This is a genomic window from Ruegeria sp. AF5, assembly GCF_056541905.1.
In genome coordinates, this window is the sequence record NZ_JBQFYZ010000010.1 from 18,821 (window position 1) to 42,397 (window position 23,577).

The 23,577-nt window shown below is 58.0% G+C and carries 25 protein-coding genes; 15 read left to right on the forward strand and 10 right to left on the reverse strand.

Annotation, left to right across the window (positions count from 1 at the left end; all coding sequences use genetic code 11):
* Positions 1 to 11: 11 nt before the first annotated feature.
* Positions 12 to 839, forward strand: coding sequence for a 2,3,4,5-tetrahydropyridine-2,6-dicarboxylate N-succinyltransferase (gene dapD / locus ACR0DS_RS14265; RefSeq protein ID WP_480559970.1), 828 nt, complete (start codon positions 12 to 14; stop codon positions 837 to 839).
* Between the two features lie 117 nt (positions 840 to 956).
* Here the strand turns inward: dapD and ACR0DS_RS14270 are convergent, their stop codons facing one another.
* Both ACR0DS_RS14270 and ACR0DS_RS14275 read right to left on the reverse strand, forming a co-directional pair.
* A complete protein-coding gene (locus ACR0DS_RS14270; protein ID WP_480559972.1) occupies positions 957 to 1,373 on the reverse strand; it encodes a hypothetical protein in 417 nt (138 codons plus the stop codon).
* A 226-nt stretch (positions 1,374 to 1,599) separates the two neighbouring features.
* Positions 1,600 to 1,935 (reverse strand): cupin domain-containing protein, encoded by a 336-nt coding sequence (locus ACR0DS_RS14275; RefSeq protein WP_209598382.1) that lies wholly within the window; start codon positions 1,933 to 1,935, stop codon positions 1,600 to 1,602.
* Positions 1,936 to 2,050: 115 nt separating this feature from the next.
* Here ACR0DS_RS14275 and ACR0DS_RS14280 point away from each other — a divergent pair, with 115 nt between their 5' ends.
* Positions 2,051 to 2,395 (forward strand): hypothetical protein, encoded by a 345-nt coding sequence (locus tag ACR0DS_RS14280; RefSeq protein ID WP_209598381.1) that lies wholly within the window; start codon positions 2,051 to 2,053, stop codon positions 2,393 to 2,395.
* On the opposite strand, the gene ACR0DS_RS14285 is transcribed toward ACR0DS_RS14280, so the two are convergent.
* The gene (locus tag ACR0DS_RS14285) at positions 2,392 to 3,450 is read right to left on the reverse strand and encodes a transporter substrate-binding domain-containing protein (protein WP_480484152.1); all 1,059 of its coding nucleotides are present in this window, start codon (positions 3,448 to 3,450) and stop codon (positions 2,392 to 2,394) included. The genes ACR0DS_RS14280 and ACR0DS_RS14285 overlap by 4 nt on opposite strands.
* Before the next feature lie 208 nt (positions 3,451 to 3,658).
* Here ACR0DS_RS14285 and dapE point away from each other — a divergent pair, with 208 nt between their 5' ends.
* From dapE to rnr, 3 genes are read left to right on the forward strand one after another with little or no spacing between them, the layout of a single operon-like run.
* Positions 3,659 to 4,798 (forward strand): succinyl-diaminopimelate desuccinylase, encoded by a 1,140-nt coding sequence (gene dapE / locus ACR0DS_RS14290; RefSeq protein WP_480559974.1) that lies wholly within the window; start codon positions 3,659 to 3,661, stop codon positions 4,796 to 4,798.
* Positions 4,799 to 4,801: 3 nt separating this feature from the next.
* Positions 4,802 to 5,377 (forward strand): TIGR04282 family arsenosugar biosynthesis glycosyltransferase, encoded by a 576-nt coding sequence (locus tag ACR0DS_RS14295; protein WP_480484150.1) that lies wholly within the window; start codon positions 4,802 to 4,804, stop codon positions 5,375 to 5,377.
* 47 nt (positions 5,378 to 5,424) lie between these two features.
* Entirely contained in the window at positions 5,425 to 7,683 is a 2,259-nt protein-coding gene (gene rnr / locus ACR0DS_RS14300) for a ribonuclease R (RefSeq protein WP_480474188.1), read from the forward strand.
* Here the strand turns inward: rnr and ACR0DS_RS14305 are convergent.
* On the reverse strand, positions 7,674 to 8,060 hold the full coding sequence (locus ACR0DS_RS14305) for a DUF1801 domain-containing protein (RefSeq protein ID WP_480559976.1): 387 nt from the start codon (positions 8,058 to 8,060) through the stop codon (positions 7,674 to 7,676). The genes rnr and ACR0DS_RS14305 overlap by 10 nt on opposite strands.
* The gene (locus ACR0DS_RS14310) at positions 8,057 to 8,755 is read right to left on the reverse strand and encodes a glutathione S-transferase family protein (protein ID WP_480488559.1); all 699 of its coding nucleotides are present in this window, start codon (positions 8,753 to 8,755) and stop codon (positions 8,057 to 8,059) included. The genes ACR0DS_RS14305 and ACR0DS_RS14310 overlap by 4 nt, the downstream gene beginning before the upstream one ends.
* A gap of 84 nt (positions 8,756 to 8,839) precedes the next feature.
* Between ACR0DS_RS14310 and ACR0DS_RS14315 the strand changes: the two genes are divergently transcribed.
* Positions 8,840 to 9,553, forward strand: coding sequence for a helix-turn-helix transcriptional regulator (locus ACR0DS_RS14315; protein WP_480559978.1), 714 nt, complete (start codon positions 8,840 to 8,842; stop codon positions 9,551 to 9,553).
* An 86-nt stretch (positions 9,554 to 9,639) separates the two neighbouring features.
* Positions 9,640 to 10,932, forward strand: a complete 1,293-nt coding sequence (locus ACR0DS_RS14320) for a lytic murein transglycosylase (RefSeq protein WP_480559980.1) — start codon at positions 9,640 to 9,642, stop codon at positions 10,930 to 10,932.
* 50 nt (positions 10,933 to 10,982) lie between these two features.
* Here ACR0DS_RS14320 and ACR0DS_RS14325 read toward each other — a convergent pair whose 3' ends face one another.
* Both ACR0DS_RS14325 and ACR0DS_RS14330 read right to left on the reverse strand, forming a co-directional pair.
* Positions 10,983 to 12,380, reverse strand: a complete 1,398-nt coding sequence (locus ACR0DS_RS14325; RefSeq protein WP_209505020.1) for an aspartate aminotransferase family protein — start codon at positions 12,378 to 12,380, stop codon at positions 10,983 to 10,985.
* Positions 12,381 to 12,457: 77 nt separating this feature from the next.
* Positions 12,458 to 13,141: a GntR family transcriptional regulator gene (locus ACR0DS_RS14330; protein ID WP_480484143.1), complete on the reverse strand. Its 684-nt coding sequence runs from the start codon at positions 13,139 to 13,141 to the stop codon at positions 12,458 to 12,460.
* Between the two features lie 140 nt (positions 13,142 to 13,281).
* Here ACR0DS_RS14330 and ACR0DS_RS14335 point away from each other — a divergent pair, with 140 nt between their 5' ends.
* From ACR0DS_RS14335 to ACR0DS_RS14355, 5 genes are all read left to right on the forward strand, one after another.
* Entirely contained in the window at positions 13,282 to 14,367 is a 1,086-nt protein-coding gene (locus ACR0DS_RS14335) for a polyamine ABC transporter substrate-binding protein (RefSeq protein WP_480559982.1), read from the forward strand.
* 69 nt (positions 14,368 to 14,436) lie between these two features.
* Positions 14,437 to 15,564 (forward strand): ABC transporter ATP-binding protein, encoded by a 1,128-nt coding sequence (locus ACR0DS_RS14340; protein WP_480559984.1) that lies wholly within the window; start codon positions 14,437 to 14,439, stop codon positions 15,562 to 15,564.
* Entirely contained in the window at positions 15,564 to 16,454 is an 891-nt protein-coding gene (locus tag ACR0DS_RS14345; RefSeq protein WP_480559986.1) for an ABC transporter permease subunit, read from the forward strand. The genes ACR0DS_RS14340 and ACR0DS_RS14345 overlap by 1 nt, the downstream gene beginning before the upstream one ends.
* Positions 16,451 to 17,269: an ABC transporter permease gene (locus ACR0DS_RS14350; RefSeq protein ID WP_480474178.1), complete on the forward strand. Its 819-nt coding sequence runs from the start codon at positions 16,451 to 16,453 to the stop codon at positions 17,267 to 17,269. Before ACR0DS_RS14345 ends, ACR0DS_RS14350 begins: the two co-directional genes overlap by 4 nt.
* A complete protein-coding gene (locus ACR0DS_RS14355; RefSeq protein WP_480559988.1) occupies positions 17,266 to 18,570 on the forward strand; it encodes an NAD(P)/FAD-dependent oxidoreductase in 1,305 nt (434 codons plus the stop codon). Before ACR0DS_RS14350 ends, ACR0DS_RS14355 begins: the two co-directional genes overlap by 4 nt.
* Here the strand turns inward: ACR0DS_RS14355 and ACR0DS_RS14360 are convergent.
* The 3 genes from ACR0DS_RS14360 to ACR0DS_RS14370 are packed head-to-tail and all read right to left on the reverse strand — an operon-like array spanning position 18,563 to position 21,410.
* Entirely contained in the window at positions 18,563 to 19,450 is an 888-nt protein-coding gene (locus ACR0DS_RS14360) for a phosphotransferase (protein WP_480559990.1), read from the reverse strand. The two genes, ACR0DS_RS14355 and ACR0DS_RS14360, sit on opposite strands and share 8 nt — an antisense overlap.
* Before the next feature lie 50 nt (positions 19,451 to 19,500).
* Positions 19,501 to 20,163 (reverse strand): flagellar hook capping FlgD N-terminal domain-containing protein, encoded by a 663-nt coding sequence (locus ACR0DS_RS14365; protein WP_480559992.1) that lies wholly within the window; start codon positions 20,161 to 20,163, stop codon positions 19,501 to 19,503.
* Positions 20,164 to 20,165: 2 nt separating this feature from the next.
* Positions 20,166 to 21,410, reverse strand: coding sequence for a flagellar hook-length control protein FliK (locus ACR0DS_RS14370; protein ID WP_480484137.1), 1,245 nt, complete (start codon positions 21,408 to 21,410; stop codon positions 20,166 to 20,168).
* A 110-nt stretch (positions 21,411 to 21,520) separates the two neighbouring features.
* Here ACR0DS_RS14370 and ACR0DS_RS14375 point away from each other — a divergent pair, with 110 nt between their 5' ends.
* From ACR0DS_RS14375 to ACR0DS_RS14385, 3 genes are all read left to right on the forward strand, one after another.
* Positions 21,521 to 21,796, forward strand: coding sequence for a rod-binding protein (locus ACR0DS_RS14375; protein WP_480484136.1), 276 nt, complete (start codon positions 21,521 to 21,523; stop codon positions 21,794 to 21,796).
* Positions 21,786 to 22,145, forward strand: coding sequence for a flagellar biosynthesis protein FlgN (locus ACR0DS_RS14380; protein ID WP_480484135.1), 360 nt, complete (start codon positions 21,786 to 21,788; stop codon positions 22,143 to 22,145). Before ACR0DS_RS14375 ends, ACR0DS_RS14380 begins: the two co-directional genes overlap by 11 nt.
* Positions 22,146 to 22,355: 210 nt before the next feature.
* Complete coding sequence (locus tag ACR0DS_RS14385; protein WP_209505009.1) at positions 22,356 to 23,567, forward strand: flagellin N-terminal helical domain-containing protein; 1,212 nt, start codon at positions 22,356 to 22,358, stop codon at positions 23,565 to 23,567.
* Positions 23,568 to 23,577: the final 10 nt, after the last annotated feature.

The window sequence follows — 23,577 nt, forward strand, 5'->3', positions numbered from 1 at the left end:
GGAGACACCCCATGTCCAACGCGCAACTGGAAGCCGCCATCGAAGCCGCCTGGGAGGCACGCGAGACCATCACGCCCGCCACAACAGGCGAGCAGCGCGAGGCGATCGAGGACACGCTGAATGCGCTGGACAGTGGCTCGCTGCGCGTGGCGGAAAAGCTGGAAACCGGTGACTGGCACGTAAATCAATGGGCCAAAAAGGCGGTTCTGCTGGGCTTCCGTATCAAGGACATGGAAATCCAGCCGGGCGGTCCGCAGGACGGCGGCTGGTGGGACAAGGTAGACAGCAAGTTCGCCGGTTGGGGTGAAAACCAGTGGCGGTCTGCCGGGTTCCGCGCGGTTCCAAACTGTGTGGTTCGCAAGTCGGCATATATTGCACCGGGCGTGGTGCTGATGCCGTCTTTCGTGAACCTCGGGGCCTATGTTGACGAAGGCACGATGGTTGATACCTGGGCCACCGTCGGATCCTGCGCGCAGATCGGCAAGAATGTGCACCTGTCGGGCGGCGTTGGCATTGGCGGAGTGCTTGAGCCGATGCAGGCTGGCCCAACCATCATTGAAGACAATTGCTTTATCGGCGCGCGCTCGGAAGTGGTCGAGGGATGTATCGTCCGCGAAGGCTCGGTTCTGGGGATGGGCGTGTTCATTGGTAAGTCCACCAAGATCGTGGACCGAGAAACCGGAGAAGTCATGTATGGCGAGGTTCCGCCCTATTCGGTTGTGGTCGCGGGTTCCATGCCGTCGAAGAACAACGTCAACCTCTATTGCGCGGTGATCGTGAAGCGGGTCGACGAAAAGACCCGCTCGAAAACGGGCATCAACGAATTGCTGCGGGACTGATCGTTCTGGGAATGTCATAAGGCCGGAGCAGTTACGCTCCGGCCTTATTTGTTCTTTGGGTCAGGTCGGCTAAGGCAGATACCAAGCTTGTGGCCCTAGCCTGCCTTGAAGTGCTGCTTAGCGGCTCTCACCCTGCATGGCTTCCACTTCTGTGCTTCCTGCATTGGTTTCCGCACCATCGGCCTCACCACCGCCTTCGGCCTCGCCGCCGCCATCGGCTTCACTGCCACCTCCGGATTCACCATCGCCGCCGGATTCGCCTCCGCTTTCGGCCTCACTACCGCCTTCGGAATCGCTACCGCCCTCGGTTTCACTGCCACCTTCGGCCTCACCATCGCTGCCGGATTCACCTCCGCCTTCGGTCTGCGCGCCGCCTTCGGCCTCGCCGCCACCGGTGGTTTCGCCGCCTTCACCGCCCGCTTCTTGGGCATAAGCAGCATCACTTGTTACAAAGGACAGAATTGCAACAGCCGGTATACCGGAAAGTACAATCACGCTTGCTGTTGTTGTCATCAATCTGGACAGAACACTCATCTCAACTCTCCTTTGAAAATGACTTATGCAGTACCCACAGCGTAGGGCCGGCATCGACGCTTAGTTGTGAAATGCTGGCGTCGTGTCCCGGCTAGCGGGAATTGGCCCAAAATGAAGAGGAAGACTGGCGCAAAAGTGCCGGATTCAACTCAACAGCTTTTCAGGCCGGAGGCCTTCAATCAATGAGGGAGGCCGAGACTCGCGTTCACTGAGTCTCTCACCCAGCTTATCCCTTGATCGGATATCGGTCCGGTTCCTCGAAAACATCGATTACCCGTGTGCCAGCCTTGATTTTGCCGCCATGTTCCACGCCTGATGGGATCGAATAACTGTCGCCCGAGCGGTAGGTCCGGGTCTGCCCGTCGATGGTCAATTCAATCTCACCCTCGACCACTGTGCCCCATTGGGCTTTGTGAGAATGTAAGGGCAATTCGAAATCTTGAAGAAACGTAAAGAACGCCACCAATCCTGCATCCGACCGGATCACGGCCGTTTGCACCACGTCGTCGGGGAACGGTACGTCGAGGCTGGGAAAACTCGCTATGAAATCTGGGTAGGGCATGAAGACGTCCTTTGTATCCGGGATCGGTTTATTCCGGGTACTATGGGCGCAAGGCGGGGCTCCTGCAATTGTTGGCTGCTTGACCGCGAACCGGCGCGGGGCTATGGCCCGGTGCATGGAGAAGCAAAAGAAACCCTCGCGTCAGCAAGTCTATACCCTTCTGGTCCAGATTGGCCGCAAGGAGGGCGACGGGCTGCCCGATGGGGCGACCGGCGCGGCGCTGATGTGCTATGCCAGCGGCGTGGATGAGGCCGAGGCCGTGCGTGAGACGGTCGCGATCCTGAAGCAGGCCGACACCGCACCGCTGGATGTCACCGGATACGGCACATTGGCCGAGCGTGAAGCGCAAGGTCACGATATCGAGGCGGACGAACGTGCGCTGATGCAAAGAGCATTGGATGAAAACGCAGTGATCGTCGCGCAGATGACACCGTTTTTCGGAGACGAGGCGCAGGCCTAGTTCCGCGATCCGAACCACTTGCGATAGATTTCGTCATAGGTTCCGTCTTCGCGCAAGCCAAGCAATGCCTGGTTTACATCCTCGACCAGAGGTGATCCGGTCGGGAAAGCGATGCCGTAGTTTTCGCGCAGGAAAACACCACCTGTCATCGACGCAATGCGCCGCCCTTCATGGGCCGCAAAATAGGACAGGATCGGCGCGTCGAATACGACGGCATCCAGATCTTCGGCCTTGAAAGCGTCCAGCATCTCATTCAGCCCCGGATAGCTGGTAAACTCGATCTCGCGCCGGTTCAGAAAACTTGCCGCAGTCGACCCTGATATTGTCCCGACAGTCTTGCCGTACAGGTCGTTCACCGAATTCACGCTGCCGGTAATGGCGTCCACAGTCATGACCGAGGTGATGCGGGCGGTGAACACCGAAACGATGAACAAGGATGACACCACCAGCACGACACCCAACATTCGACCGAACGGAGTGCGCGGCATTCGCTCTTCGAACCCGCCATTCACAACCAAGTTCAGCGCCCACCAGAACGATGGGAACCACGCTTCGTTCAAGTCGCGGTCGAAATAGGGTTGGGCGCGGCGTTCAAAGCTCCACATCAACATGCCGCCACCGAGGAGAATGGCAAAGGCCAGCCCTATGGCGATGAACAGTTCTTTCGAGAGCAGGGCCTGCAACAGCGATGGTTTTCGTACCGCGTCCGAGGGTACCATGATCTGAAGACCCGCTTCGAAGATCGGCTGAGAGAAATCCATTTGCGTTTCACGCAGGGCGGTGATCGAGATATTGGCGATGGCAAGGTCTGCAGATCCGCTCTGCACGGCACCCAACATGTCAGAAAACGCCTCGACGCGGTTGACCGTGTAGTCCCAGTTCAGAGCCTCGGCCAAAGCCGCCAGCAAATCCATAGAGAAGCCGGTTTCGTCGCCATCCTCGACATAGGAAAATGGCGGGCGGGTCACGGTTGTGACCGAAAGGGACTGTGCCAGGCTTTGCTGTGCGATGACGGCGAAAGTCAGGCAGATCAGTGCGAAGAAGGCGCGCTTCATATTCAATTCACCTGTTTCGCGGCCCTGTAACGCGAATTTGTGGCGGGCGGCAAGGTGGTCGCAGGGTAAAGTGTCATGTTTTATTGGGGTGTCGCTTTGATATCTAAATATTCGGATGACCGTTTTTTACGGATTGGGGTTGGAAAACCGGCCAAATCGTTGAATCTGTGCGCGAACCCGCGTCAGACACAGTTCCAGAGGCCCCCGCATGACTGATCCCGTCCAATTGACAGCCGAACTGATCCGTTGCCCTTCGGTCACACCCTCAGAAGGCGGAGCACTTGTTTTGCTTGAGGCGGTGCTGTCGGAGGCAGGTTTCGAATGCACGCGCGTTGATCGCGGCGGCATCAGCAACCTTTTCGCGCGTTGGGGGCAGAAAGGTCATGCGCGCAGTTTCGGATTCAATGGTCACACGGACGTCGTCCCTGTCGGCGACGAAGCTGCCTGGACTGCGCCGCCCTTCGGGGCCGAAGTGCGGGATGGGGTGATGTTTGGGCGCGGCACTACCGATATGAAATCCGGAGTTGCGGCTTTTGCGGCTGCCGCAATGGATTTCGTGCGTGACACTCCTCCGGATGGGGCAATTGTCCTGACGATTACCGGTGATGAGGAAGGCGATGCGTTGGACGGCACCACTGCGCTTCTCGATTACATGAAAGGCGCGGGTGAGCGTATGTCGGTCTGTCTGGTAGGTGAGCCAACATGCCCGAACAAAATGGGTGAGATGATCAAGATCGGCCGTCGGGGCTCAATGACTGCGTGGTTTAAGATTACAGGTGTGCAGGGGCATTCGGCTTATCCCCATCGGGCCAAAAACCCGCTGCCCGCAATGGCGCGGCTGATGGATCGGCTTGCCAGTCATGAACTGGATCAGGGCACGGACCATTTCGACGCCTCCACACTGGCTGTTGTCACCATCGACACTGGAAACGCCGCGACCAACGTGATCCCGGCGCAATGCAGCGGCGCGGTCAATATCCGCTTTAACGATCTGCATTCCGGGGCAAGCCTGAGTGATTGGTTGCAATCAGAAGCGGATCAGGTGGCAGCTCAGTACGGTGTCGAAATCGGTGTCACGATCAGTATTTCGGGTGAAAGTTTTCTGACCCCGCCGGGGCCTTTGTCGGATCTGGTGGCCAAAGCGGTCGAAGCCGAAACCGGCGTTACGCCGGAGCTGTCGACAACCGGCGGCACCTCGGACGCGCGCTTTGTCAAAGACCATTGCCCGGTGGTGGAGTTCGGCTTGGTCGGGCGCACGATGCATCAGGTGGACGAGTGTGTTGAGGTTGCGCAGATCGAGCAGCTCAAATCGATCTATACCCGTATCCTGACGGATTATTTCGCCTGATCCATGCAACGCACATTGGTGATCATGGTCAAGGAACCCAGACCGGGTCGTGTCAAGACGCGGCTGGGGCGTGATATCGGCATGGTTGGTGCCGCGTGGTGGTTTCGGCATCAGACCCGCGCCTTGATCCGCAGGCTACGTGATCCCCGTTGGCAGATTGTGCTGGCCGTGTCGCCCGATGCGGAGGGCCTTGTAAGCCGTGTCTGGCCCGTTGACCTGCCACGCGCGCCGCAGGGGTCCGGCGACCTGGGTGGCCGGATGAAGCGGATGTTGCGCGGAATGCCCAAGGGGCCGGTTTGCCTGATTGGTGCGGATATTCCGGGTATTTCGCGTGCACATATTGCCCGTGCTTTTGGTGCGCTTGGGCGATCCCAGATGGTGTTCGGCCCCGCGCCGGATGGCGGCTATTGGCTGGTCGGTGCGCAGCGTTATGGCGCGCTGCCCGCAGGTCTGTTCCACGATGTGCGTTGGTCGACAGAACATGCTTTGGGCGACACACTTGCCTCAATCCCAAACTGCCGTGTGACCCTGCTGGACCAGCTGCGCGATGTGGATACGGTTGCTGATCTGAAACCCTGAGGTTTTTTGGTCATGACGCGGTCGCAAACGCGTGCTACGCCGGAAGCATGACTCGCATCCCCACCAAGCAGGAGGTCCTTGACTGGATCTCGGCGAACCCCACCCTGACCTCGAAACGCGACATCGCCAAAGCCTTTGGTATCAAGGGCGCGGATCGCATTGACCTCAAGCGCATCCTCAAAGAGCTTGAGGCCGAAGGACACCTTGAAAAACGCAAGCGCAGCTATCGCGATCCAGACCGTCTTCCACCTGTCAGTGTCTTGCAGGTGAAGGCCCCGAATGCCGATGGTGATCTGTTTGCCCGTCCACTGGAATGGCATGGCGAAGGCGTCGAGCCCATCGTTCTGATCATCGCGCGGGCCAGCGACCCGGCCCTGGGTGAGGGTGACCGCATTCTGGCCCGCCTGACCGTCGTGCACGAAGAAGATCACAATTACGAAGCCCGCCTGATCCGCCGAATCGGGACCAACCCGCGCAAGATCGTGGGCATATTCCGTAAAGGGGCCGAAGGGGGCAGAATCGTTCCTATCGACAAGGCAGGCCAGACTGAATGGCTGGTTGCCGATGGCGCGGTGCATGGTGCCAAAGACGGCGAATTGGTCGAGGCCGAACAGGCCGGGCCGAAAAATCGCATGGGCCTGCCGCGCGCGCGCATTGTAGAACGGTTGGGTGATCCGACCGCGCCCAAGGCTGTTTCGCTGATCGCGATCCACCAGCACGGTATCCCGGATGACTTTCCCGACAAGGTCATTGCAGAAGCGGACAATGCCAAACCCGTTGGCCTGAAGGGCCGCGAGGACCTGCGGGACATGCCGCTGCTGACCATCGACCCTTCGGATGCGCGCGATCGTGATGATGCCTGTTACGCGCACGCGGATGAAGACCCCAAGAACCCTGGTGGACATGTGATCTGGGTCGCTATCGCCGATGTTGCTGCTTATGTGCTGCCCGGCTCGGCCCTGGACCGCGAGGCGCGCAAGCGGGGCAATTCAAGTTATTTCCCTGACCGTGTGGTGCCGATGCTGCCTGATCGGCTGTCGGGTGATCTGTGTTCCCTGCATGAAGGCGTCCCGCGCGCCTGTGTCGCTGTGCGGATGCAGATTGACGCGGACGGTAACAAGATTGGTCATCGTTTTGTGCGGGGGTTGATGCGTTCGGTTGCGTCACTGAACTATGCCGAAGTGCAGGAGGCCATCGACGGCAACCCGAACGACCGCACTGGGCCATTGCTGGAGACGGTCTTGAAACCGCTTTACGCCGCCTATGCCGCGCTAAAGAAAGCGCGGGCTGTGCGACAGCCACTGGAACTGGACCTGCCCGAGCGTAAGATCGTGCTCAGCGAGACGGGTCATGTTGAAAGCGTGGCGTTCCGCGACCGGTTGGATGCGCATCGGTTGATCGAAGAGTTCATGATCCTCGCCAACGTCTCGGCTGCCGAGACACTTATCGCCAAGCGCCGTCCGCTGCTGTTTCGCGTGCACGAGGAACCCGCGCCCGAGAAACTGGAAAGCCTGCGGGAAACGGCGCAGGCCGCCGGATTAAACCTCGCTAAGGGGCAGGTGCTGCAAACCCGACACCTGAATGCGCTGCTGAACGCCGCCGCCGGGACCGAGGATGCGGAACTGATCAACTTGACCACCCTGCGGTCGATGGCACAGGCCTATTACAACCCTGAAAACTTCGGCCATTTCGGGCTGGCGCTGCGGAACTACGCGCATTTCACCTCGCCGATCCGGCGCTATGCCGACTTGGTCGTGCATCGGTCGCTGATCTCAGCCCACGGTTGGGGCACGGACGGTTTGACCGAAGACGAGATTACCCGGCTCGAAGAAACGGCGACTCATATTTCAGATACCGAACGCCGATCCATGATGGCTGAACGGGACACGACTGATCGCTATCTGGCCGCGTATCTGAGCGAGCGTGTCGGCAATGAATTCACGGGCCGGATCAGCGGCATTGCCCGGTTTGGTGCATTTGTCAAAATGGACGAAACCGGCGCGGATGGCTTGGTTCCGGTGCGATCATTGGGGCGCGAGTTCTTCCATTTCGACCGCGAGGCCGGGACACTTATGGGGGCGGACACGGGGCTGATTATCGCCATCGGCCAACGTGTCACCGTTCGACTGACCGAAGCGACACCAGTGACCGGTGGGTTGGAGCTGGAGCTGCTGTCCATTGACGACCAGGCCCTGCCGCGTGGACATGGGCCAAAAGGGCGATCATCCCGGCGCAAAGCGATCAGCACCAAGCGCAAGAAAGACAAGATCAAGCGCAAGGTCGAACGCAAGCGCCGTCAGAGGTGATAGGTCAACGCGCGGGCAATCAGCCATCCGTGGCGTGTTGGATCGATTTGTGCGGTGTCATCAAACAGAACGGCACGGGTCCCATCGATCCGGTCCTCGGCCGGAAAGGCGGAAGTGAAATCGCTTATCAACCGGCTCTGACAGTGCACAAACAAGGCGAAACGTGCCGATTTGTGGGCGCCCAGCCGGATCGTTGACCCTTTGGCCGCAAGATAGGCGGGCTGACCCCAGCGCAGTTCCTCTTGCACCGAGGGGACAGCAGGCAGAGAGGCTGCCGTGTCAAACACAAGCGCCCGCAAGGCCAGAGCCCCCGCACGGGAATGCGGGGGCAGGGCTTCAAAGGCCGAAGCGACCAAAGGATTCTCAAAGGGTTTCATGCAATTGGTATCGCCTGTTCCAACCGGTCCACGTAGCTGTTCAGCAGGTTATCCTGTTTGATCCGGCGGGTCAGGGGGGTGTCCGCAGGTGTGGCGCGCATTGCGGCAAGCATTGGACCAACGCTCATGTCCGCAGATGTCGGCCGGTCCCCAAGCAGGAAAGAGGATTGCCACAGATAGGCCGAGATCGCCTCGAGGTCACGTTCGATACGGTCCAGCCGTTCGGACAGCGAAAACCGCCCGATTCCCTGTGACGTAATCCCCTTCAGAACGGATTTCCGGATCGCATTGGATGCCGGTTTCCGGATCAACGCCGGAATTCCGGTAAAGAACGTATCACGCAAGATCGGCCAGACTTCGTCATTGCCCCAACGATCCAGAACGATGTGAAAATACAGATGCTCTTCGGCCATGCGCACCAGTGCGCGGGACTGCGCCTTTTCGACATCCGTCAACCCTTTGTCGAAATCCGCGCCCTGCTGTTCCAACCAATCGCGGATCAGGTCGCTGTCCGGGACCAGGCGTTCCGGCGTTCGCAAAACGGGCAGTTTCTGGTGGGGCATCTTGCGGGGGTCAAGCATGTCCGAGCGTTGCCAGGTCTGGCCGGACTGCTGAAGCATCAATGCTGTCTTGACGCAGAAGGGGCTGGCACTGAACAGGCCGAAGGCAGAGGGGAAGGTGAGAAGGGTCAGCATTATGAGGCTCCGTGTCATTGTGTGCTGACTGAGTATCGGGACCTAATGACAGTTTCTGTCATTAGAGGTAAGCTATTGTACATCATGTCCCGCACCGCCCGATTGTTCCAACTGATGCAAGCCCTGCGTTCTGGCCCTTCGCCCAGAACATCCGAACAGTTGGCGCAGGATCTGGGTGTTTCGGCCCGAACAATTCATCGGGATATTGATGCATTGCGCGGACTGGGTGCCGTGATCGATGGCGAAGCGGGGTTTGGCTTTACGCTGATCGAGGACGCGACCCTGCCGCCATTGGGGTTCACTGATGATGAGCTTGAAGCGTTGGTTCTGGGCCTGCGCGAAGTTCAGGTGATTGGCGATCCGGCTTTGTCTGGCGCAGCGGGTACGGCCCTGCGGAAACTTCAGGGACGCTTGCCACAACGCCAGTCCCATCGGCTCAGCCATGCGGTTCTGGCTGCTACGCGGTTCAGCCGCCCGCCTGAACCCACGATTGACGTGGCCACTCTGCGGCAGGCGACGTGGGATGAGCGCGCGGTCGAGTTTTTCTATACGGACGCGAAAGGCGACGCTACGCACAGGCGCGTCAACCCTTTGAGCATCGTCTATCTGGATCACTCGAACGTGTTGTTGGGCTGGTGCCACCTGCGACAGGATTTTCGCGTTTTCCGGTTGGATCGCTTGCAGGACATGTCAGTGACGGAACAAAGTTTCAGGCCGAACCGCGTGCCCCTGCTGCGCGAAGCATTGGAACGCATTCGGGCAGAGCGTGCCGTGCAGGAGCGTGAGGCGAACGTCTGAGCTCTTTGTGAATTTCCGATTTTGCGCTACCCTGTGGCCGAGCAGTAATCAGGAAAAACGGAATGCGAAAATGCGTAGGCGGCGTCATGACCGTCGCATTGTGGGCATCCATAGTGCAGGCGGAAACAACAGAGAACACCAGATGGGCAGACAGCGGGATATCGCGCGATGCGTTGCAACTGGCTTCGGCGGATGTGACCGTTTCGATCCGTCCGGTCCCGCGCCCGTTGACTGAGGCCTTGCCCGTGGCTTCTGCGACAACGGCACGGTTTCAGACCTGGCTTGGCGCGTTTCAGGGCCGCGCGCGGCGGCAGGGCATTTCGCAGGGAACACTGACTCAGGTGTTTTCGGGCATGAGCTATGACGCAGATGTCCTGGAACGGGATCGCAATCAGGCGGAGTTTTCGAAACCCATCTGGGAGTATCTTGAGACCGCAGTTTCGGAAACGCGCCTGTCGAATGGGCGCGCCGCCCTGCAGCGGCATCGGCAGGTGTTGAACCGGATCGAGGCTGAATACGGCGTCGAAAAAGAGGTGGTCACAGCCATCTGGGGACTTGAAACCTCGTTCGGGTCTTATCGCGGCAGCAGTCCAACGCTTCGTTCATTGGCGACGCTAGCCTTTGATGCGCGGCGGGCACAATTCTTTGAAACGCAGTTGGTCGCTGCCCTGCGGATTGTGCAGGCTGGTGATATCAGTGCCGGCAACATGCTTGGCAGTTGGGCGGGCGCAATGGGGCATACGCAATTCATGCCCACGTCATATCTGGATCACGCGGTAGACTTCGACGGTGATGGCAGGCGCGACATCTGGTCGGATGACCCGACGGATGCGCTGGCTTCGGCGGCGTCTTATCTGGCGCGGCATGGTTGGACGAAGGGTCAGCCGTGGGGCGTGGAGGTGCGTCTGCCCACGGATTTCGATTACGCTTCAGCCCGTCGTGATTTTACGCTGATGCCGTCTGAATGGGCCGCTCAGGGTGTCGTGGCGCGGGATGGTACCGTCGTGCCGGATCATGGGAAGGCCGCTATCCTGCTTCCGGCGGGAAGTCAGGGCGTTGCGCTGATGATCTTTGACAATTTCAACGTGATCGAGACGTATAACGGGGCCGACGCCTATGTGATTGGCATCGGGCATCTGTCCGACCGGCTTGCAGGGGGCGCACCGTTTCAATCCGACTGGCCGCGCGGCGACCGGGTGCTGAGCTTTGCCGAGAAAAAGGAACTTCAGACCCGTCTGACGGATGCGGGCTTTGACACAAAGGGTGTCGACGGGCGTACCGGGCCAAATACGATCAACGCGGTTCGGGCGTATCAAATGGCGCAGGGGCTGGTCCCGGACGGATACCCCACGCCAAACCTGCTGGAGAGGTTACGGTAAAGAAAAGGCGGCCCGAATGGGCCGCCTTTGAAGACGCATAAGTCGCTAAATCAAGATGCGGCTTTCATCAGCCCTTGTGCAATGATCTCGGCCTGCGCTTCGTCCAGCGACTTGTAGATCCGCACGAACATCTCGTCGATATCCGCAGGTGTCAGGATCAGCGGGGGTGAAATGATCATCCGGTCGCCAACATGGCGCATGATCAGGTTATTGGCAAAGCACCGATCACGGCAGATATAGCCGACCGTGCCGGGTTCGGATGCGAATTTGGCGCGGCTGGCTTTGTCCGGGGTCAGCGCGATGGATGCCATCATGCCAACGATCTTGGCCTCACCCACCAGCGGATGATCTGCCAGTGCCTCCCATTTCTCTTTCAGATAGGGGGCTGCAACGTCGCGCACATGCTCAACGATCTTCTCTTCTTCGAGGATGCGCAGGTTCTCCAACGCCACGGCGGCCGCGACCGGGTGGCCGGAATAGGTATAGCCGTGGTTGAATTCGGTACCGCCGATTACTTCGGCAATTTCGTCGTTTACGATGGACCCGCCGATGGGCGCATAGCCCGAGCTAAGGCCCTTGGCGATGGTCATAATATGCGGCTTGATGCCAACGGTTTGCGACCCGAACCAGTTGCCTGTCCGGCCAAATCCGCAGATGACCTCGTCAGCTATCAGCAGGATATCGTACTTGTCGCAGATACGCTGAATTTCCGGCCAGTATGTATCGGGCGCCACGATTACACCGCCTGCGCCCTGAACCGGCTCGGCGATAAAGGCGGCGACCCGGTCTTCGCCCAACTCTTCGATCGCCTCTTCCAGCTCGCGCGCGCGGGCCAGACCGAATTCTTCGGGCGACATATCGCCGCCTTCGGCCCACCAATTGGGTTGGTTAATGTGGTGGATATTCGGGATCGGAATGCCGCCCTGCGCGTGCATCCCGGCCATACCACCCAGCGAGGCCGAGCCCACGGATGAGCCGTGATAGGCGTTCTTGCGGCTGATGATGATGTTCTTGTCGGGCTGGCCTTTCTGGGCCCAGTAGGTGCGCACGAGGCGGATATTGGTATCGTTTGCCTCGGACCCGCCTGCTGCGAAAAAGACATGGTTCAGATCGCCCGGTGCCAGTTCGGCAATCTTGGCGGCCAAAGCAATCGCCGGGACGTGGGTGGTTTTGAAGAAAGTGTTGTAGTAGGGCAGCTCGCGCATCTGGCGCGCGGCAACATCGGCCAACTCATTACGCCCGTACCCGATATTGACGCACCACAGACCCGCCATCGCGTCCAGAATTTCCTCACCTTCGCTGTCGGTCAGATAAACACCATTGGCACGTGTGATCACGCGCGCCCCTTCCTTCCCCAGCGCACCATTGGCCGAGAAAGGGTGAATGTGATGCGCGGCATCCAGCGCCTGCAATTCGGCGGTCGGCATGTGGTTGGTGATGGTAGACATCGGAGAATCTCCTACAAGAACGCAGTTGGCGAACACAATATGATCAAATTTTTTCCTGTCAATCGAATCAAGTTAGATCAGACAGACGTCAATGCCTCTGCCATCAGGTCCATACCCTGTTCGATGTCCTGGGCGGTTGCCTTTGCGGTCATTTCTGCGTCACCGGCGCGCAAAGCGGCAATAATGTCCTTGTGGCGATCCGGAAGGCTCTGAGTGCCGAAGCGCCCGCAGACAACACGCAAAGAAGGGCCAAACCGCAACCAAAGTCTTTCAGCCAGATCACTGAGGATCGGCGCGTTTGCGTAAGAATACAGCGTTTCGTGAAAAGCTTGGTTCAAACGCAGATAGCCACCGACATCACCATCGGCGATCATGCGATCCAAATGCCTGTCCAGGCGTTCCAGGTGATCAATGTCCTGCGTTTTCAGGTTGGCGGTTGCACGTCTGGAAAGCTCTGATTCTATTGAAATTCTGGCGAAGATCATCTCTTCAATATCGTTCGAGTTCAGCAGCGGTACACTGACGCGCCGATTGCCCTGGAAAACCAACCCTCCATCCGAGATCAACCGGCGAATCGCTTCGCGGACCGGAGTCATCCCAACACCCAGCGAATCAGTCAGGCCCTGGATTGTGACGGGCTGACCTGGGACCAGTTCACCGAACAGAATCTGTGATCTGAGTGTTTGGTAAACCTGCTCATGCGCGGGTTGTTTGCCCCCTTCGGTCGACGGCGCATATGCCTTATTTTTGATCAAATCCAATTGGTTCTTCCCATTTCGACTAAGCCTGACTTGTCAGGTGACTGGCCACGTGAAACCATACGCTGGATCGAGGGAAAACGCAAAACTTGATCAAATCCAAAAAAACGGGAAAATACCCGTACACTTGCAGGGAGAAGAATATGACAATCAAAACGCTGACTATGACGGCGGTCATCGCATTGGGGACTTCGGCGGCATTTGCTCAAGAGGTGCGTGTTTACAACTGGTCCGACTACATCGACGAAGAACTGCTGAGCAAATTCGAAGCAGAAACAGGTCTGACCCTGATCTATGACGTGTTTGACAGCAACGAGGTTCTGGAAACCAAGATGCTGGCTGGTGGTTCGGGCTATGATGTGGTGGTGCCGTCAGGTACATTCCTTCAGCGCCAGATCCAGGCCGGCGCGTTTCAGCAGCTGGACCAAAGCAAGCTTTCGAACGCCGGAAACCTTTGGGATGTAATCGAAGAGCGAACCGCCGGTTATGACCCGGACAACGCGTATTCGATCAACTACATGTGGGGAACAACCGGGATCGGCGTGAATGTCGGTAAGGTCAAAGAGGTTCTGGGCGACGACGTTGCTCTGAACAGCATGGATCTGGTCTTGAAGCCCGAGAACATGGAAAAGCTGGCCACTTGCGGCGTGCATTTCCTGGATGCCCCGGCCGAGATCATTCCCATGGTGCTGCAATACCTTGGTGAAAACCCCGACAGCCACGACGCGGACGTGATTGGCAAGACCGAAGCGGTTCTGACGGCGGTCCGCCCGCATATCCAGAAATTCCACAGCTCGGAATACATCAATGCACTGGCAAACGGCGATATCTGCGTTGCTGTGGGCTGGTCGGGTGACATCCTTCAGGCACGCGACCGTGCTGCAGAAGCAGATAACGGTGTAGAGATTGAATACCACCCCTTCGCCGAAGGGTCGCTGATGTGGTTCGACCAGATGGCAATTCCTGTCGATGCTCCAAATCCCGAAGGCGCACACACGTTCCTCAACTTCATTCTGGACGCCAACAACATGGCGGCGGCATCGAACTATGTGTATTACGCCAATGGCAACAAAGCGTCTCAGGAATTTCTGGAAGAGGACGTGATCGGCGATCCGGCCATCTATCCGGATGATGCCACGATGCAGAACCTGTACATCACGACACCTTATCCGGCGAAAACACAGCGGGTCGTGACGCGTCTGTGGACCAAGGTCAAATCGGGTACCTGATCCGAATTGCACCGGCAGGGCGGCGCCGCCGCCTTGCCTCTCTTTCCAGCTATTCGAACGAGGGCCGTAGTGAATTCTGACGTCTTTGCGCCATGGGATGACCCGCAGGCGAAACCCTTGATCCAGTTCCGAAACGTGACCAAGCGTTTTGGTGAATTTACTGCCATCGACAACCTGTCTCTGGATATCTTCGAGCGAGAGTTCTTTGCCCTGCTTGGTCCGTCTGGATGTGGCAAAACGACGATGATGCGGATGCTGGCCGGGTTCGAAACACCGACCGAAGGCCAAATCCTGCTTGGGGGGAAGGATATCGACCCGATCCCGCCCAACAAGCGGGCCGTGAACATGATGTTCCAGTCCTATGCCCTTTTTCCTCATCTTAGCGTCTGGGAAAACATCGCCTTTGGCTTGCGCCGGGACAGAATGCCCAAACACGATCTGGAAGACCGGGTCGAAGAGATGCTGCGCCTGACCCGGCTTGAACAGTTCGCCCGCCGCAAACCGCATCAGATATCGGGTGGGCAGAGGCAGCGTGTGGCGCTGGCGCGCTCACTTGCCAAAGCGCCCAAGCTTTTGCTGCTGGATGAACCGCTGGGCGCGCTAGACAAGAAGTTGCGCCAGGATACCCAATTCGAACTGATGGATATTCAGGAAAAAACCGGCACTACATTCGTGATCGTTACGCACGACCAGGAAGAGGCCATGACAGTCGCCAGCCGTGTGGCGGTGATGGATCAGGGCCAGCTTATGCAGGTTGCCACTCCGGACCGGATATATGAGAACCCCGCCTCGGTCTATGTCGCTGATTTCATCGGGGACGTGAACATCATTGAAGGGCGCGCGACATCTGTCGGAGAGGATACCTATCAGGTAGACTGGGCCGAAGGGCAAGCGCCGCTGACCGCCGCGTCAGCGAAAAACTTTGAAAACGCTCAGTTGTGTCATCTGGCGATCCGCCCGGAAAAAGTGACGATCTCGGCCGAGCGTCCGGCGGATGCAGTGAATGCGGTGCAAGGCAAGGTTCATGACATCGCGTATCTGGGCAATCTGTCCACTTATCACGTTGAACTTGCAAACGGCACAATCATCAAGGCGCAGACGGCCAACACCCGCCGCATCTCGCGCCGTTCGTTCACCTGGGAAGACCCGGTCTGGCTGTCCTGGACGGCCACGGCTGCGGTTCTGCTGGCCGACTGATGCGCCGCGCTGTTCTGATCGCCATACCTTATGTCTGGCTGTTGGCGCTGTTCATGGTGCCGTTCTTCATCGTTCTGAAGATTTCGCTGTCGGACACCGCGCTTGCGATCCCGCCTTATACACCGACACTGGATTTTTCAGCTGGTTGGGCCGGGATCAAAGAGTTCTTCAGCCAACTTGATCTTGAAAACTTCGTCTGGCTGACCGAGGACGACCTGTACTGGAAAGCGTACCTGTCCAGCGTCAAGATCGCTTTGATCTCAACCTTCCTGACTTTGCTGGTTGGCTACCCCATTGCCTACGGTATGGCCCGCGCGCCCGAGGAATGGCGCCCAACGCTGATGATGCTGGTGATCCTGCCTTTCTGGACGTCATTCCTGATCCGGGTCTATGCGTGGATGGGCATTCTGTCGAATGAAGGGTACCTTAACCAACTGCTTCTGTGGACGGGCATCATTTCGACGCCTTTGACGATCCTGAACACCTCGACTGCCGTCTATATCGGTATTGTCTACACTTATCTTCCGTTCATGATCCTGCCGATCTATTCGTCATTGGAACGCATGGATGGTTCGCTGATCGAGGCGGCCGAGGATTTGGGTTGCTCGAGGGCACAAGCCTTCTGGCTGGTCACCATTCCACTGTCCAGACCGGGCATCATCGCAGGTTGTTTTCTGGTGATGATCCCCGTGATCGGTGAGTTTGTGATCCCGTCACTACTGGGTGGGTCCGGCACGTTGATGATCGGCAAGGTTCTGTGGGAAGAGTTTTTCTCGAACCGAGACTGGCCCGTGGCAAGTGCTGTCGCGATCGTGCTGTTGCTTATTCTGGTCGTTCCCATTGTGCTGTTCCAGCGCAACCAGCAGAAACAGGCGGAGGCTGACGGATGAACAGATTAAGCTGGTTCAATACAGTTTCGCTGACGCTGGGTTTTGCGTTCCTCTATATTCCGATGATCATCCTGATCATCTTCAGCTTTAACGAAAGCAAGCTGGTCACGGTCTGGGCCGGGTTTTCGACCAAATGGTATGGCGAACTGGTTCAGAACGAGGCATTTCTGGATGCCGCGTGGGTCACGGTCCGGGTTGCGGTGTTTTCTTCGACACTGGCAACGATTCTGGGGACTGCGGCCGCTTATGTGCTGGTTCGGGGCAAGCGGTTCTTTGGCCGGACACTGTTTTCCGGCATGATCTACGCGCCACTTGTGATGCCCGAGGTGATCACCGGCCTGTCGCTGTTGTTGCTGTTTATCGGGATCGGGCTGGACCGGGGTATCCTGACAATCGTTCTGGCTCACACAACATTTTCGATGTGTTTTGTCTCGGTTGTCGTCTCGTCACGGCTTGTGACATTCGACAAATCGCTGGAAGAAGCCGCTTTGGATCTGGGTTGTTCACCCGCGCAGGCCTTTGGTCTGGTCACCCTGCCGATCATCGCGCCTGCGGTAATCTCGGGCTGGCTGCTGGCTTTCACATTGTCGCTGGATGATCTGGTTATCGCGTCGTTCACATCGGGCCCGTCGGCGACGACCCTGCCGATCAAGATCTTTTCGGCCGTGCGGCTGGGCGTCAGCCCCGAGATAAACGCGCTGTCGACGATCATGATTGCGGTCGTGACGGTTGGGGTGATAACGGCCTCACTTGTGACCAAGCGCGCCATGATGCGTCAACGGCAGGACGAGCAGGCCGCTGCGCGCACCGAATGAAACGGATATTTCCCGAATACACCTATGGTGCGGGTCCTCGTGATGGTTGCTGGTGGGACGAGACCATTGCAAACCCGAACTGGCCAGAGTTTCAGGGCGATCTGAACGTTGATGTCGCCATCGTCGGTGGCGGCTTTACAGGGGTCTCAGCGGCTTTGCATCTGGCTGAAAACGCGACCTCGGTTGCTGTGCTCGAGGCAGGCCCACCGGGGTGGGGCGCATCAGGCCGCAATGGCGGTTTCTGCTGTCTTGGCGGGTCAAAGCTTGGGCAAAAATCCATGGTGCGCCGCTATGGCCGCGAAGCGGCTCAGGCCTATGAGACGGCTGAACAGGACGCGGTCCAGCTGGTTGCCGATCTGCTGGCGCGGCATCGGATAGATGCGGATACGCATTCCAATGGTGAGACCCAACTGGCCCATTCGCGACATGCGATGGATGTCCTGCGCCGACACGCGGACGAGACCGGCATTCTGCACCAAGCTGCTGATTTGCCAGCGCTTGGTATGGGTGGTGCTTTCTTCGGAGGGTATACTCTGCCTGTTGGCTTCGGGCTCAATCCCCGGAAATACCTGTTCGGGCTGGCAAGCGCTGCGGCGGCTTCGGGTGTGAATTTCTTTCAGAACAGCCCCGTTCTGAACATTGAAAAAACAACGTCCGGCTTCAGACTGCAAACAAGCGCAGGGCAGGTTAACGCTCAGGTCGTGCTGATTTGTACCAACGGGTATTCTAGCGAAGACATCCCCGATTGGATGTCCGGACGCTACTTGCCCGCGCAATCGACCGTGATGGTAACGCGCCCGCTTAGCCAGGCTGAACTATCGGCGCAGGGCTGGAACTCGGACCAGATATGTTACGACACGCGCAATCTTCTGCACTATTTTCGCCTGATGCCGGATGGGCGCTTTTTGTTCGGAATGAGAGGCGGTTTGTTATCGTCGCCCCGGTCCGAGGCCGCGATCCGGGCAAAGGTTCAACAGGACTTCAAACGCATGTTCCCGGCCTGGGCGGCGGTTGAGGCGACTCATATCTGGTCAGGTATGGTGTGCCTCTCGCGAAGCCTGATGCCTTTTGTTGGTGCCGTGCCCATGCAGCCAGGCATGTTTGCCGGATTTGCGTATCATGGCAACGGCGTCGCCATGGGCACATACAGCGGACGCGCATTGGCACGGCTGGCTTTGGGCAAGGATGCCCGTTTGCCAGCCCCGATGAGGCAAACTCCTGAACGGTTTCCGTTGGGCCGCTGGCGTCGCGCATTGATGCCACCGGCATACGCCCTCTTTGCGCTTTCCGACCTCAGGTGAATTCGTTCGGTTTCAGGGTTTCGATTTCCAGTTTCAAGCCTTCGGAATAGTCGGGTGCACCGTTTTCCGCGCGCCACAGGCAATAGGCGGCCATGCGCCAAGCATACCATGGCTTGAGCCGTTGATAACGGGAAACAATCTCGGGTCTGCGATAGGCGGACAGAAACTGAACTTCTTCCGCGTCCGACAAAGGTGAGCCCCGGTAAAGCCTTTGCATCGCCGGGGACAGAAACATCGCAAGGTCTTCGCACGGGTCGCCAAAGGCCGGGCATTGCCAGTCGATCAAGGTCAGGCCGCGGGATGCAACCAGAATATTCCCAGCGACCGGGTCGCCATGGATCAGGCAAGTCTTGGTCGTGGAGGGGACAGATATTGAGGGTTGCAATACTGCCAGTTCGTTTCGAGTTTCTGACCTGCACCCTTGCAGAATTTTGTACCCATGGGCCATCAGATCCGCGCTGCCGTTGCACCCGGCAGGCGCTGGAATGGTGTTGGGCAGCGAATGCAGCCTGCGCAGCAGTTCACCAACCTTGTCCGAACCATTCCGCCAGGGTGTTCCGGGTGCGTGGTCGTAAAACACCCAATGCGCGTCCTTGTGCTGTCCTGCGGCGCGCAGCCTTGGCACAAAACCGGTCGGACCAAGCGCCTTAAGGCAGAGGGTTTCCAGCTTTGCATCATTTCGAAACAAGGGGTTGCGCAGGGTCGGGCTGTAAAGCTTCAGCACTTTGTCGCCGTCGTCCCCCAGCACTTTCCAAACCCTGTTGGTCCGACCGCCATACAGGATTTCGAACTGCGCATACATGTTGACCAGCCCAAGAGAGCTGAGGTGTTCAACCAGATCATGAGGGGGGGCAGGCAGGTTGGGCAGAGGTCTTTTCACTTCTTCTGGCGAGTCAAGTTGCCAACCTTTGGCCCGTCCAGCCCAACAGATCAAGCGCCCGTTCGGACCGCAGTGACCAGATCTGCGGAAATCACTTGACCACCTTGCAGGGTCAGCAGAACAGCATCCTCTCCCACCTGCGCTTCGACGACGCGGTTATAGGCAGCGACCGGTTTCTCGGAAATCAGCCGGTCATTTTTGTAGCTTTCCAGCGTCGCGGTGTAGTTGCCAGCGGCCATCGGATCGCCTGAGGAACTCACACCTGCCCAAGCAAACTCCGTCGCTGTTGTGGGAACAGAAACCGTGTCGACGACTGCGCCTTCATGATCACGGATCACCAGTCTGGTTGCGTCCGCGTCAGAATCCGCGTTCGAGAACAGGGTCACTGGCTGGCCGTTGAAATGGAAACCCGAGGCAGATCGGACGTCCATTCCGACCCAGCTTGCAAGGTCGTTCAGATTGACACTGCCAAGCGTGCTGGTCAGGGCGGAAAGCAGGTCATTGGTTTGAACCTGTTGTTCAACCATCGAAAACTGCGCAAGTTGCGATGCGTATTCGGTTGAATCCATCGGCTCCAGCGGGTCCTGATTTTGGGCCTGCGCGGTCAGCATCAGCAGAAACGTTTCGAAATCCGAAGTGATCGCAGAACTCCGGGACGGACCGGCAGTATGCTGAGAGGTGGCAGCCTGTATGGCGGTGATGGGTGTGATCATTTTCAATATCTCATATCGATGCCCCTGACCGGAGCAGGAGTTTGTGGAAGCGGCGTGGCTTGCGCGAGGTGTACGTTCTGAACCGGTTCGGATTCCGGTGCGGCCTGAGCGTCGAATTCATCTGTCCACTGATCCCGAGCACCTGAATCCGACGGAGTCCCCAGATCGATGTTCAGGTTCCCATAGCCCAGTTTCTGAAACTCCTCCGTAAGAACGGACAGGTGGCGGCGCAAAAGTTCCATCGTGTCCGGGCGTTCGGTGGCGATTGTCATCTGGAGCCCGTCATCCCGACCGTTCAGCACAATGGATACGCGCCCCAATTCTTCGGGGCTTAGCGAGATTTCCATGATGCCGGTTCCCGGTCGGGTCTGGATCGTTGCCGCCAATTGCCCGGCTATGGCACGGGCAATTTCAGCACGGGCGAACGGAGAGGGCATCGCCGAGTGTTGTGCCACCTCGCGGGGGGCTTGCTGAACGGGTTCGTCTAAGGCGATGGGCACAGAGTCAACCTCTTGAACCGGTGCCGCCTGTTCCGCTTCGATTGAGTTGAGGATCAGTTGAAGCTGTGCAACGGGTGTCGCGCGGTTTGGACTTGTCGGATTGGGCGTGGCAGCGACTTCCGCTGTCTCGGGCACCGTCTTTGCGCCTTCAAGGAGGGGTTCGGCTGTCAACCCGGCTGTCTGGTCCTTTGATCGGGTTGGCTGGCTCAGCACAGGCAAAGCCTCTGAGGGTTTTTGGGCTGGCGTGACCTGGGTCGAAGCGGTGTGAACCTGCTCTTCGATTGGTTGCCCGGGCACAAAGGGTTGAATGTCGGTCTGACGGGGCAAACCCGTTGACGCAACGGTTTGTTCCGGTTCTGTCGTACCCGTTGCGGGGATATCCGCTGCAGCAGGAACAAACGGCGCGGGATGCGTTGTATCTGCCCCAGGCGTTTCGGATGTCCCGGCCATTTCGGTCTGCGATGAAATGTTGTTTGCCAGCTCTGGTGCCCGAGGTGAAATCGCCTCGACAGATGCCTCAGCCGTGTTTGACAGAACGGCCTCAACCTCAATCTCGGCAGTTTCGTCGGTGGTTTCGATAGAAGTGGCCAAAGCCGTGGTGCCGGGGAGAGGATGTGTTTGGTTTCCCTGTTCAAGGATATCCTCGAAACTGTCCGACCCGGCAGTACGACCCGGTTCTTTGGCGGGCGAATTGGGTTTCGCAGTTGCTGTTGGCGCTGCGGCCGCCAGCGTTAGTGGGTTGGGCATTTTGCTCTGGCTCCGTGTGATTGATCAGAACTCTGCCCGCAGGAAGTTACGTTTATTTTAACCGCTTTCACCTTTGATCGAGAAAGTTCGAAGCATTTTCGGAGAAAACCATGCACGTCTCAGCAATTTCCCAGGTGGCTCAAACGCCATTGGCCCAGACACGACTGAAAGACGCGGCCATAGAGTTGGAGGCCGCATTCCTCAGCGAAATGATGAAGTCGGCCGGATTGGGCAAAACGCGCCAGTCTTTTGGAGGAGGAGCCGGTGAAGACCAGTTCTCTTCGTTTCTTGTTCAGCATCAGGCACGCGAACTGGCCCGGGCTGGAGGGGTGGGTTTGTCAGAAATTCTGCTGAAATCACTGATGGAGAAAACCGATGACATCTGAAGTCGACATGGCACTGATCAAATCTCTGGAAGAAGTTCTGGATCTGGAGCGTGCGGCGCTTGTCCAGGGCGATCTGGATCGCCTGACGCATATGGTGCCGGAAAAAGAAAAACTGATCGGCGCGATCAACGACCTTCAGGTGATTGACAGCGATGCATTGGTTCGAGTGCAGCAGAAAGTCGAACGCAATCAGGCATTGCTGAACAGTGCCGCCGACGGGATTCGGGCCGTCGCCAGCCGCATGGCTGAACTGCGACGGGTTCGGCAGGAATTCAGCACGTACGGCGCGGATGGGCAACGAAGTGAGTTTTCCGTTCGAAATACGGCAAAGCTGGAAAAACGCGCATAGGCTTGGGTTTGATTCAAATCTGAAACACCTGGTTCGGGCGTTTTAGCACTCCGTTAGGGGATCGGGCTCAAAAGTGATGCTGCACCTGGAAACATCAGGTGGCGCGAACAGCCACGCGGCGCGTCGCACAAGTCAGAAAGACACCAATGCCCGCAGATATTGTGGGGTGAACATGGGCGAAAATCGCCCGAAGGCAAAAGGATAAAAGCTATGTCCAGCATTCTGACAAACAATGGCGCGATGGTTGCGCTGCAAACTCTCAAGTCGGTCAACAAGAACCTGGCGATGACCCAGAACGCGATTTCGACCGGTAAGGACGTCGCGACAGCCAAGGACAACTCGGCGGTTTGGGCGATCTCGAAAGTGATGGAGTCCGACGTCAAGGGCTTTAACGCGATCAAAGACAGCCTCGCGCTGGGCGAATCGACTGTTGCAGTTGCGCGAAATGCGTCTGAAACTGTCACCGACCTCTTGACCCAGATGAAAAGCAAGATTGTCGCGGCGCAGGAAGACAACGTTGATCGCGGTAAGATCAATGACGATGTGACCGCACTGAAGGATCAGATCGCATCGGTTGTCAGCGCGGCCCAGTTCAACGGTCTGAACCTTGTTGACGGCTCGACCGGCTCTGCATCGATCCTCGCATCGCTGGATCGGGACAACACCGGGGCGGTGACTGCGTCGTCAATCTCGGTCTCGGGGCAGAACCTGTCGACCGGTGGATATGTCACCAAACAGGTTTTCGACGGCTCTACCGGCGCATCGACCGGCAATGACCGCGTGGGGGCAACCATTGACAATGGTGCAACGGCCGCGACGGCGTTGGTGACCGATGAATCCAGCGGTGCTTTCGCGGCCGGAGACAAGGTTGTCGTCGCCATTAACGATCAGGTTGTGTCCTATACCGTTTCTGCGGAAGATGCTGCCGCGACAACGACCGGTGACCTTGTTGCTGTCGGATTGAAATCGAAGATCGAAGAGCTGGGAATTACCGGTCTGACTGTCGATTACGACTCCGGCACTGCGGGTACGTTGTCGGTTACAAACGGCACAGGATCTGACATCTCGTTCTCGGCTCAGTTCGTGAATGCGGGTGCCGGTGGTTTGGGCGCGCTGGCAGGTATTGATGTGTCGACAGGTGCGGGGGCAACCGCTGCGTTGGCGGCTGTCGAATCGCTTATCGATACTTCGATTGATGCCTCGGCCGCCTTTGGCTCGGCGCAGGGTCGTATCGAGACCCAGAAAGAGTTCATTTCGAATCTCTCTGACTCGTTCAAATCCGGTATCGGTGCGCTGGTCGACGCTGACATGGAAGAAACCTCGGCGCGTTTGCAGGCCCTTCAGGTGCAGCAGCAGCTGGCAACACAGTCGCTTTCGATCGCCAACCAGGCGCCGCAGTCGATCCTGTCGCTGTTCCGCTAATACGCAACGC

Coding starts and splice junctions, on each gene's coding strand:
- ACR0DS_RS14270 (WP_480559972.1), bottom strand. CDS start 1,373: ATGAGTGTTCTGTCCAGATTGATGACAACAACAGCAAGCGTGATTGTA.
- ACR0DS_RS14380 (WP_480484135.1), top strand. CDS start 21,786: ATGACATCTGAAGTCGACATGGCACTGATCAAATCTCTGGAAGAAGTT.
- ACR0DS_RS14315 (WP_480559978.1), top strand. CDS start 8,840: ATGTCCCGCACCGCCCGATTGTTCCAACTGATGCAAGCCCTGCGTTCT.
- ACR0DS_RS14365 (WP_480559992.1), bottom strand. CDS start 20,163: ATGATCACACCCATCACCGCCATACAGGCTGCCACCTCTCAGCATACT.
- ACR0DS_RS14280 (WP_209598381.1), top strand. CDS start 2,051: ATGGAGAAGCAAAAGAAACCCTCGCGTCAGCAAGTCTATACCCTTCTG.
- dapE (WP_480559974.1), top strand. CDS start 3,659: ATGACTGATCCCGTCCAATTGACAGCCGAACTGATCCGTTGCCCTTCG.
- ACR0DS_RS14285 (WP_480484152.1), bottom strand. CDS start 3,450: ATGAAGCGCGCCTTCTTCGCACTGATCTGCCTGACTTTCGCCGTCATC.
- ACR0DS_RS14320 (WP_480559980.1), top strand. CDS start 9,640: ATGACCGTCGCATTGTGGGCATCCATAGTGCAGGCGGAAACAACAGAG.
- ACR0DS_RS14385 (WP_209505009.1), top strand. CDS start 22,356: ATGTCCAGCATTCTGACAAACAATGGCGCGATGGTTGCGCTGCAAACT.
- ACR0DS_RS14305 (WP_480559976.1), bottom strand. CDS start 8,060: ATGAAACCCTTTGAGAATCCTTTGGTCGCTTCGGCCTTTGAAGCCCTG.
- ACR0DS_RS14325 (WP_209505020.1), bottom strand. CDS start 12,380: ATGTCTACCATCACCAACCACATGCCGACCGCCGAATTGCAGGCGCTG.
- ACR0DS_RS14375 (WP_480484136.1), top strand. CDS start 21,521: ATGCACGTCTCAGCAATTTCCCAGGTGGCTCAAACGCCATTGGCCCAG.
- rnr (WP_480474188.1), top strand. CDS start 5,425: ATGACTCGCATCCCCACCAAGCAGGAGGTCCTTGACTGGATCTCGGCG.
- ACR0DS_RS14310 (WP_480488559.1), bottom strand. CDS start 8,755: ATGCTGACCCTTCTCACCTTCCCCTCTGCCTTCGGCCTGTTCAGTGCC.
- ACR0DS_RS14295 (WP_480484150.1), top strand. CDS start 4,802: ATGCAACGCACATTGGTGATCATGGTCAAGGAACCCAGACCGGGTCGT.
- ACR0DS_RS14275 (WP_209598382.1), bottom strand. CDS start 1,935: ATGCCCTACCCAGATTTCATAGCGAGTTTTCCCAGCCTCGACGTACCG.
- dapD (WP_480559970.1), top strand. CDS start 12: ATGTCCAACGCGCAACTGGAAGCCGCCATCGAAGCCGCCTGGGAGGCA.
- ACR0DS_RS14355 (WP_480559988.1), top strand. CDS start 17,266: ATGAAACGGATATTTCCCGAATACACCTATGGTGCGGGTCCTCGTGAT.
- ACR0DS_RS14345 (WP_480559986.1), top strand. CDS start 15,564: ATGCGCCGCGCTGTTCTGATCGCCATACCTTATGTCTGGCTGTTGGCG.
- ACR0DS_RS14335 (WP_480559982.1), top strand. CDS start 13,282: ATGACAATCAAAACGCTGACTATGACGGCGGTCATCGCATTGGGGACT.
- ACR0DS_RS14350 (WP_480474178.1), top strand. CDS start 16,451: ATGAACAGATTAAGCTGGTTCAATACAGTTTCGCTGACGCTGGGTTTT.
- ACR0DS_RS14370 (WP_480484137.1), bottom strand. CDS start 21,410: ATGCCCAACCCACTAACGCTGGCGGCCGCAGCGCCAACAGCAACTGCG.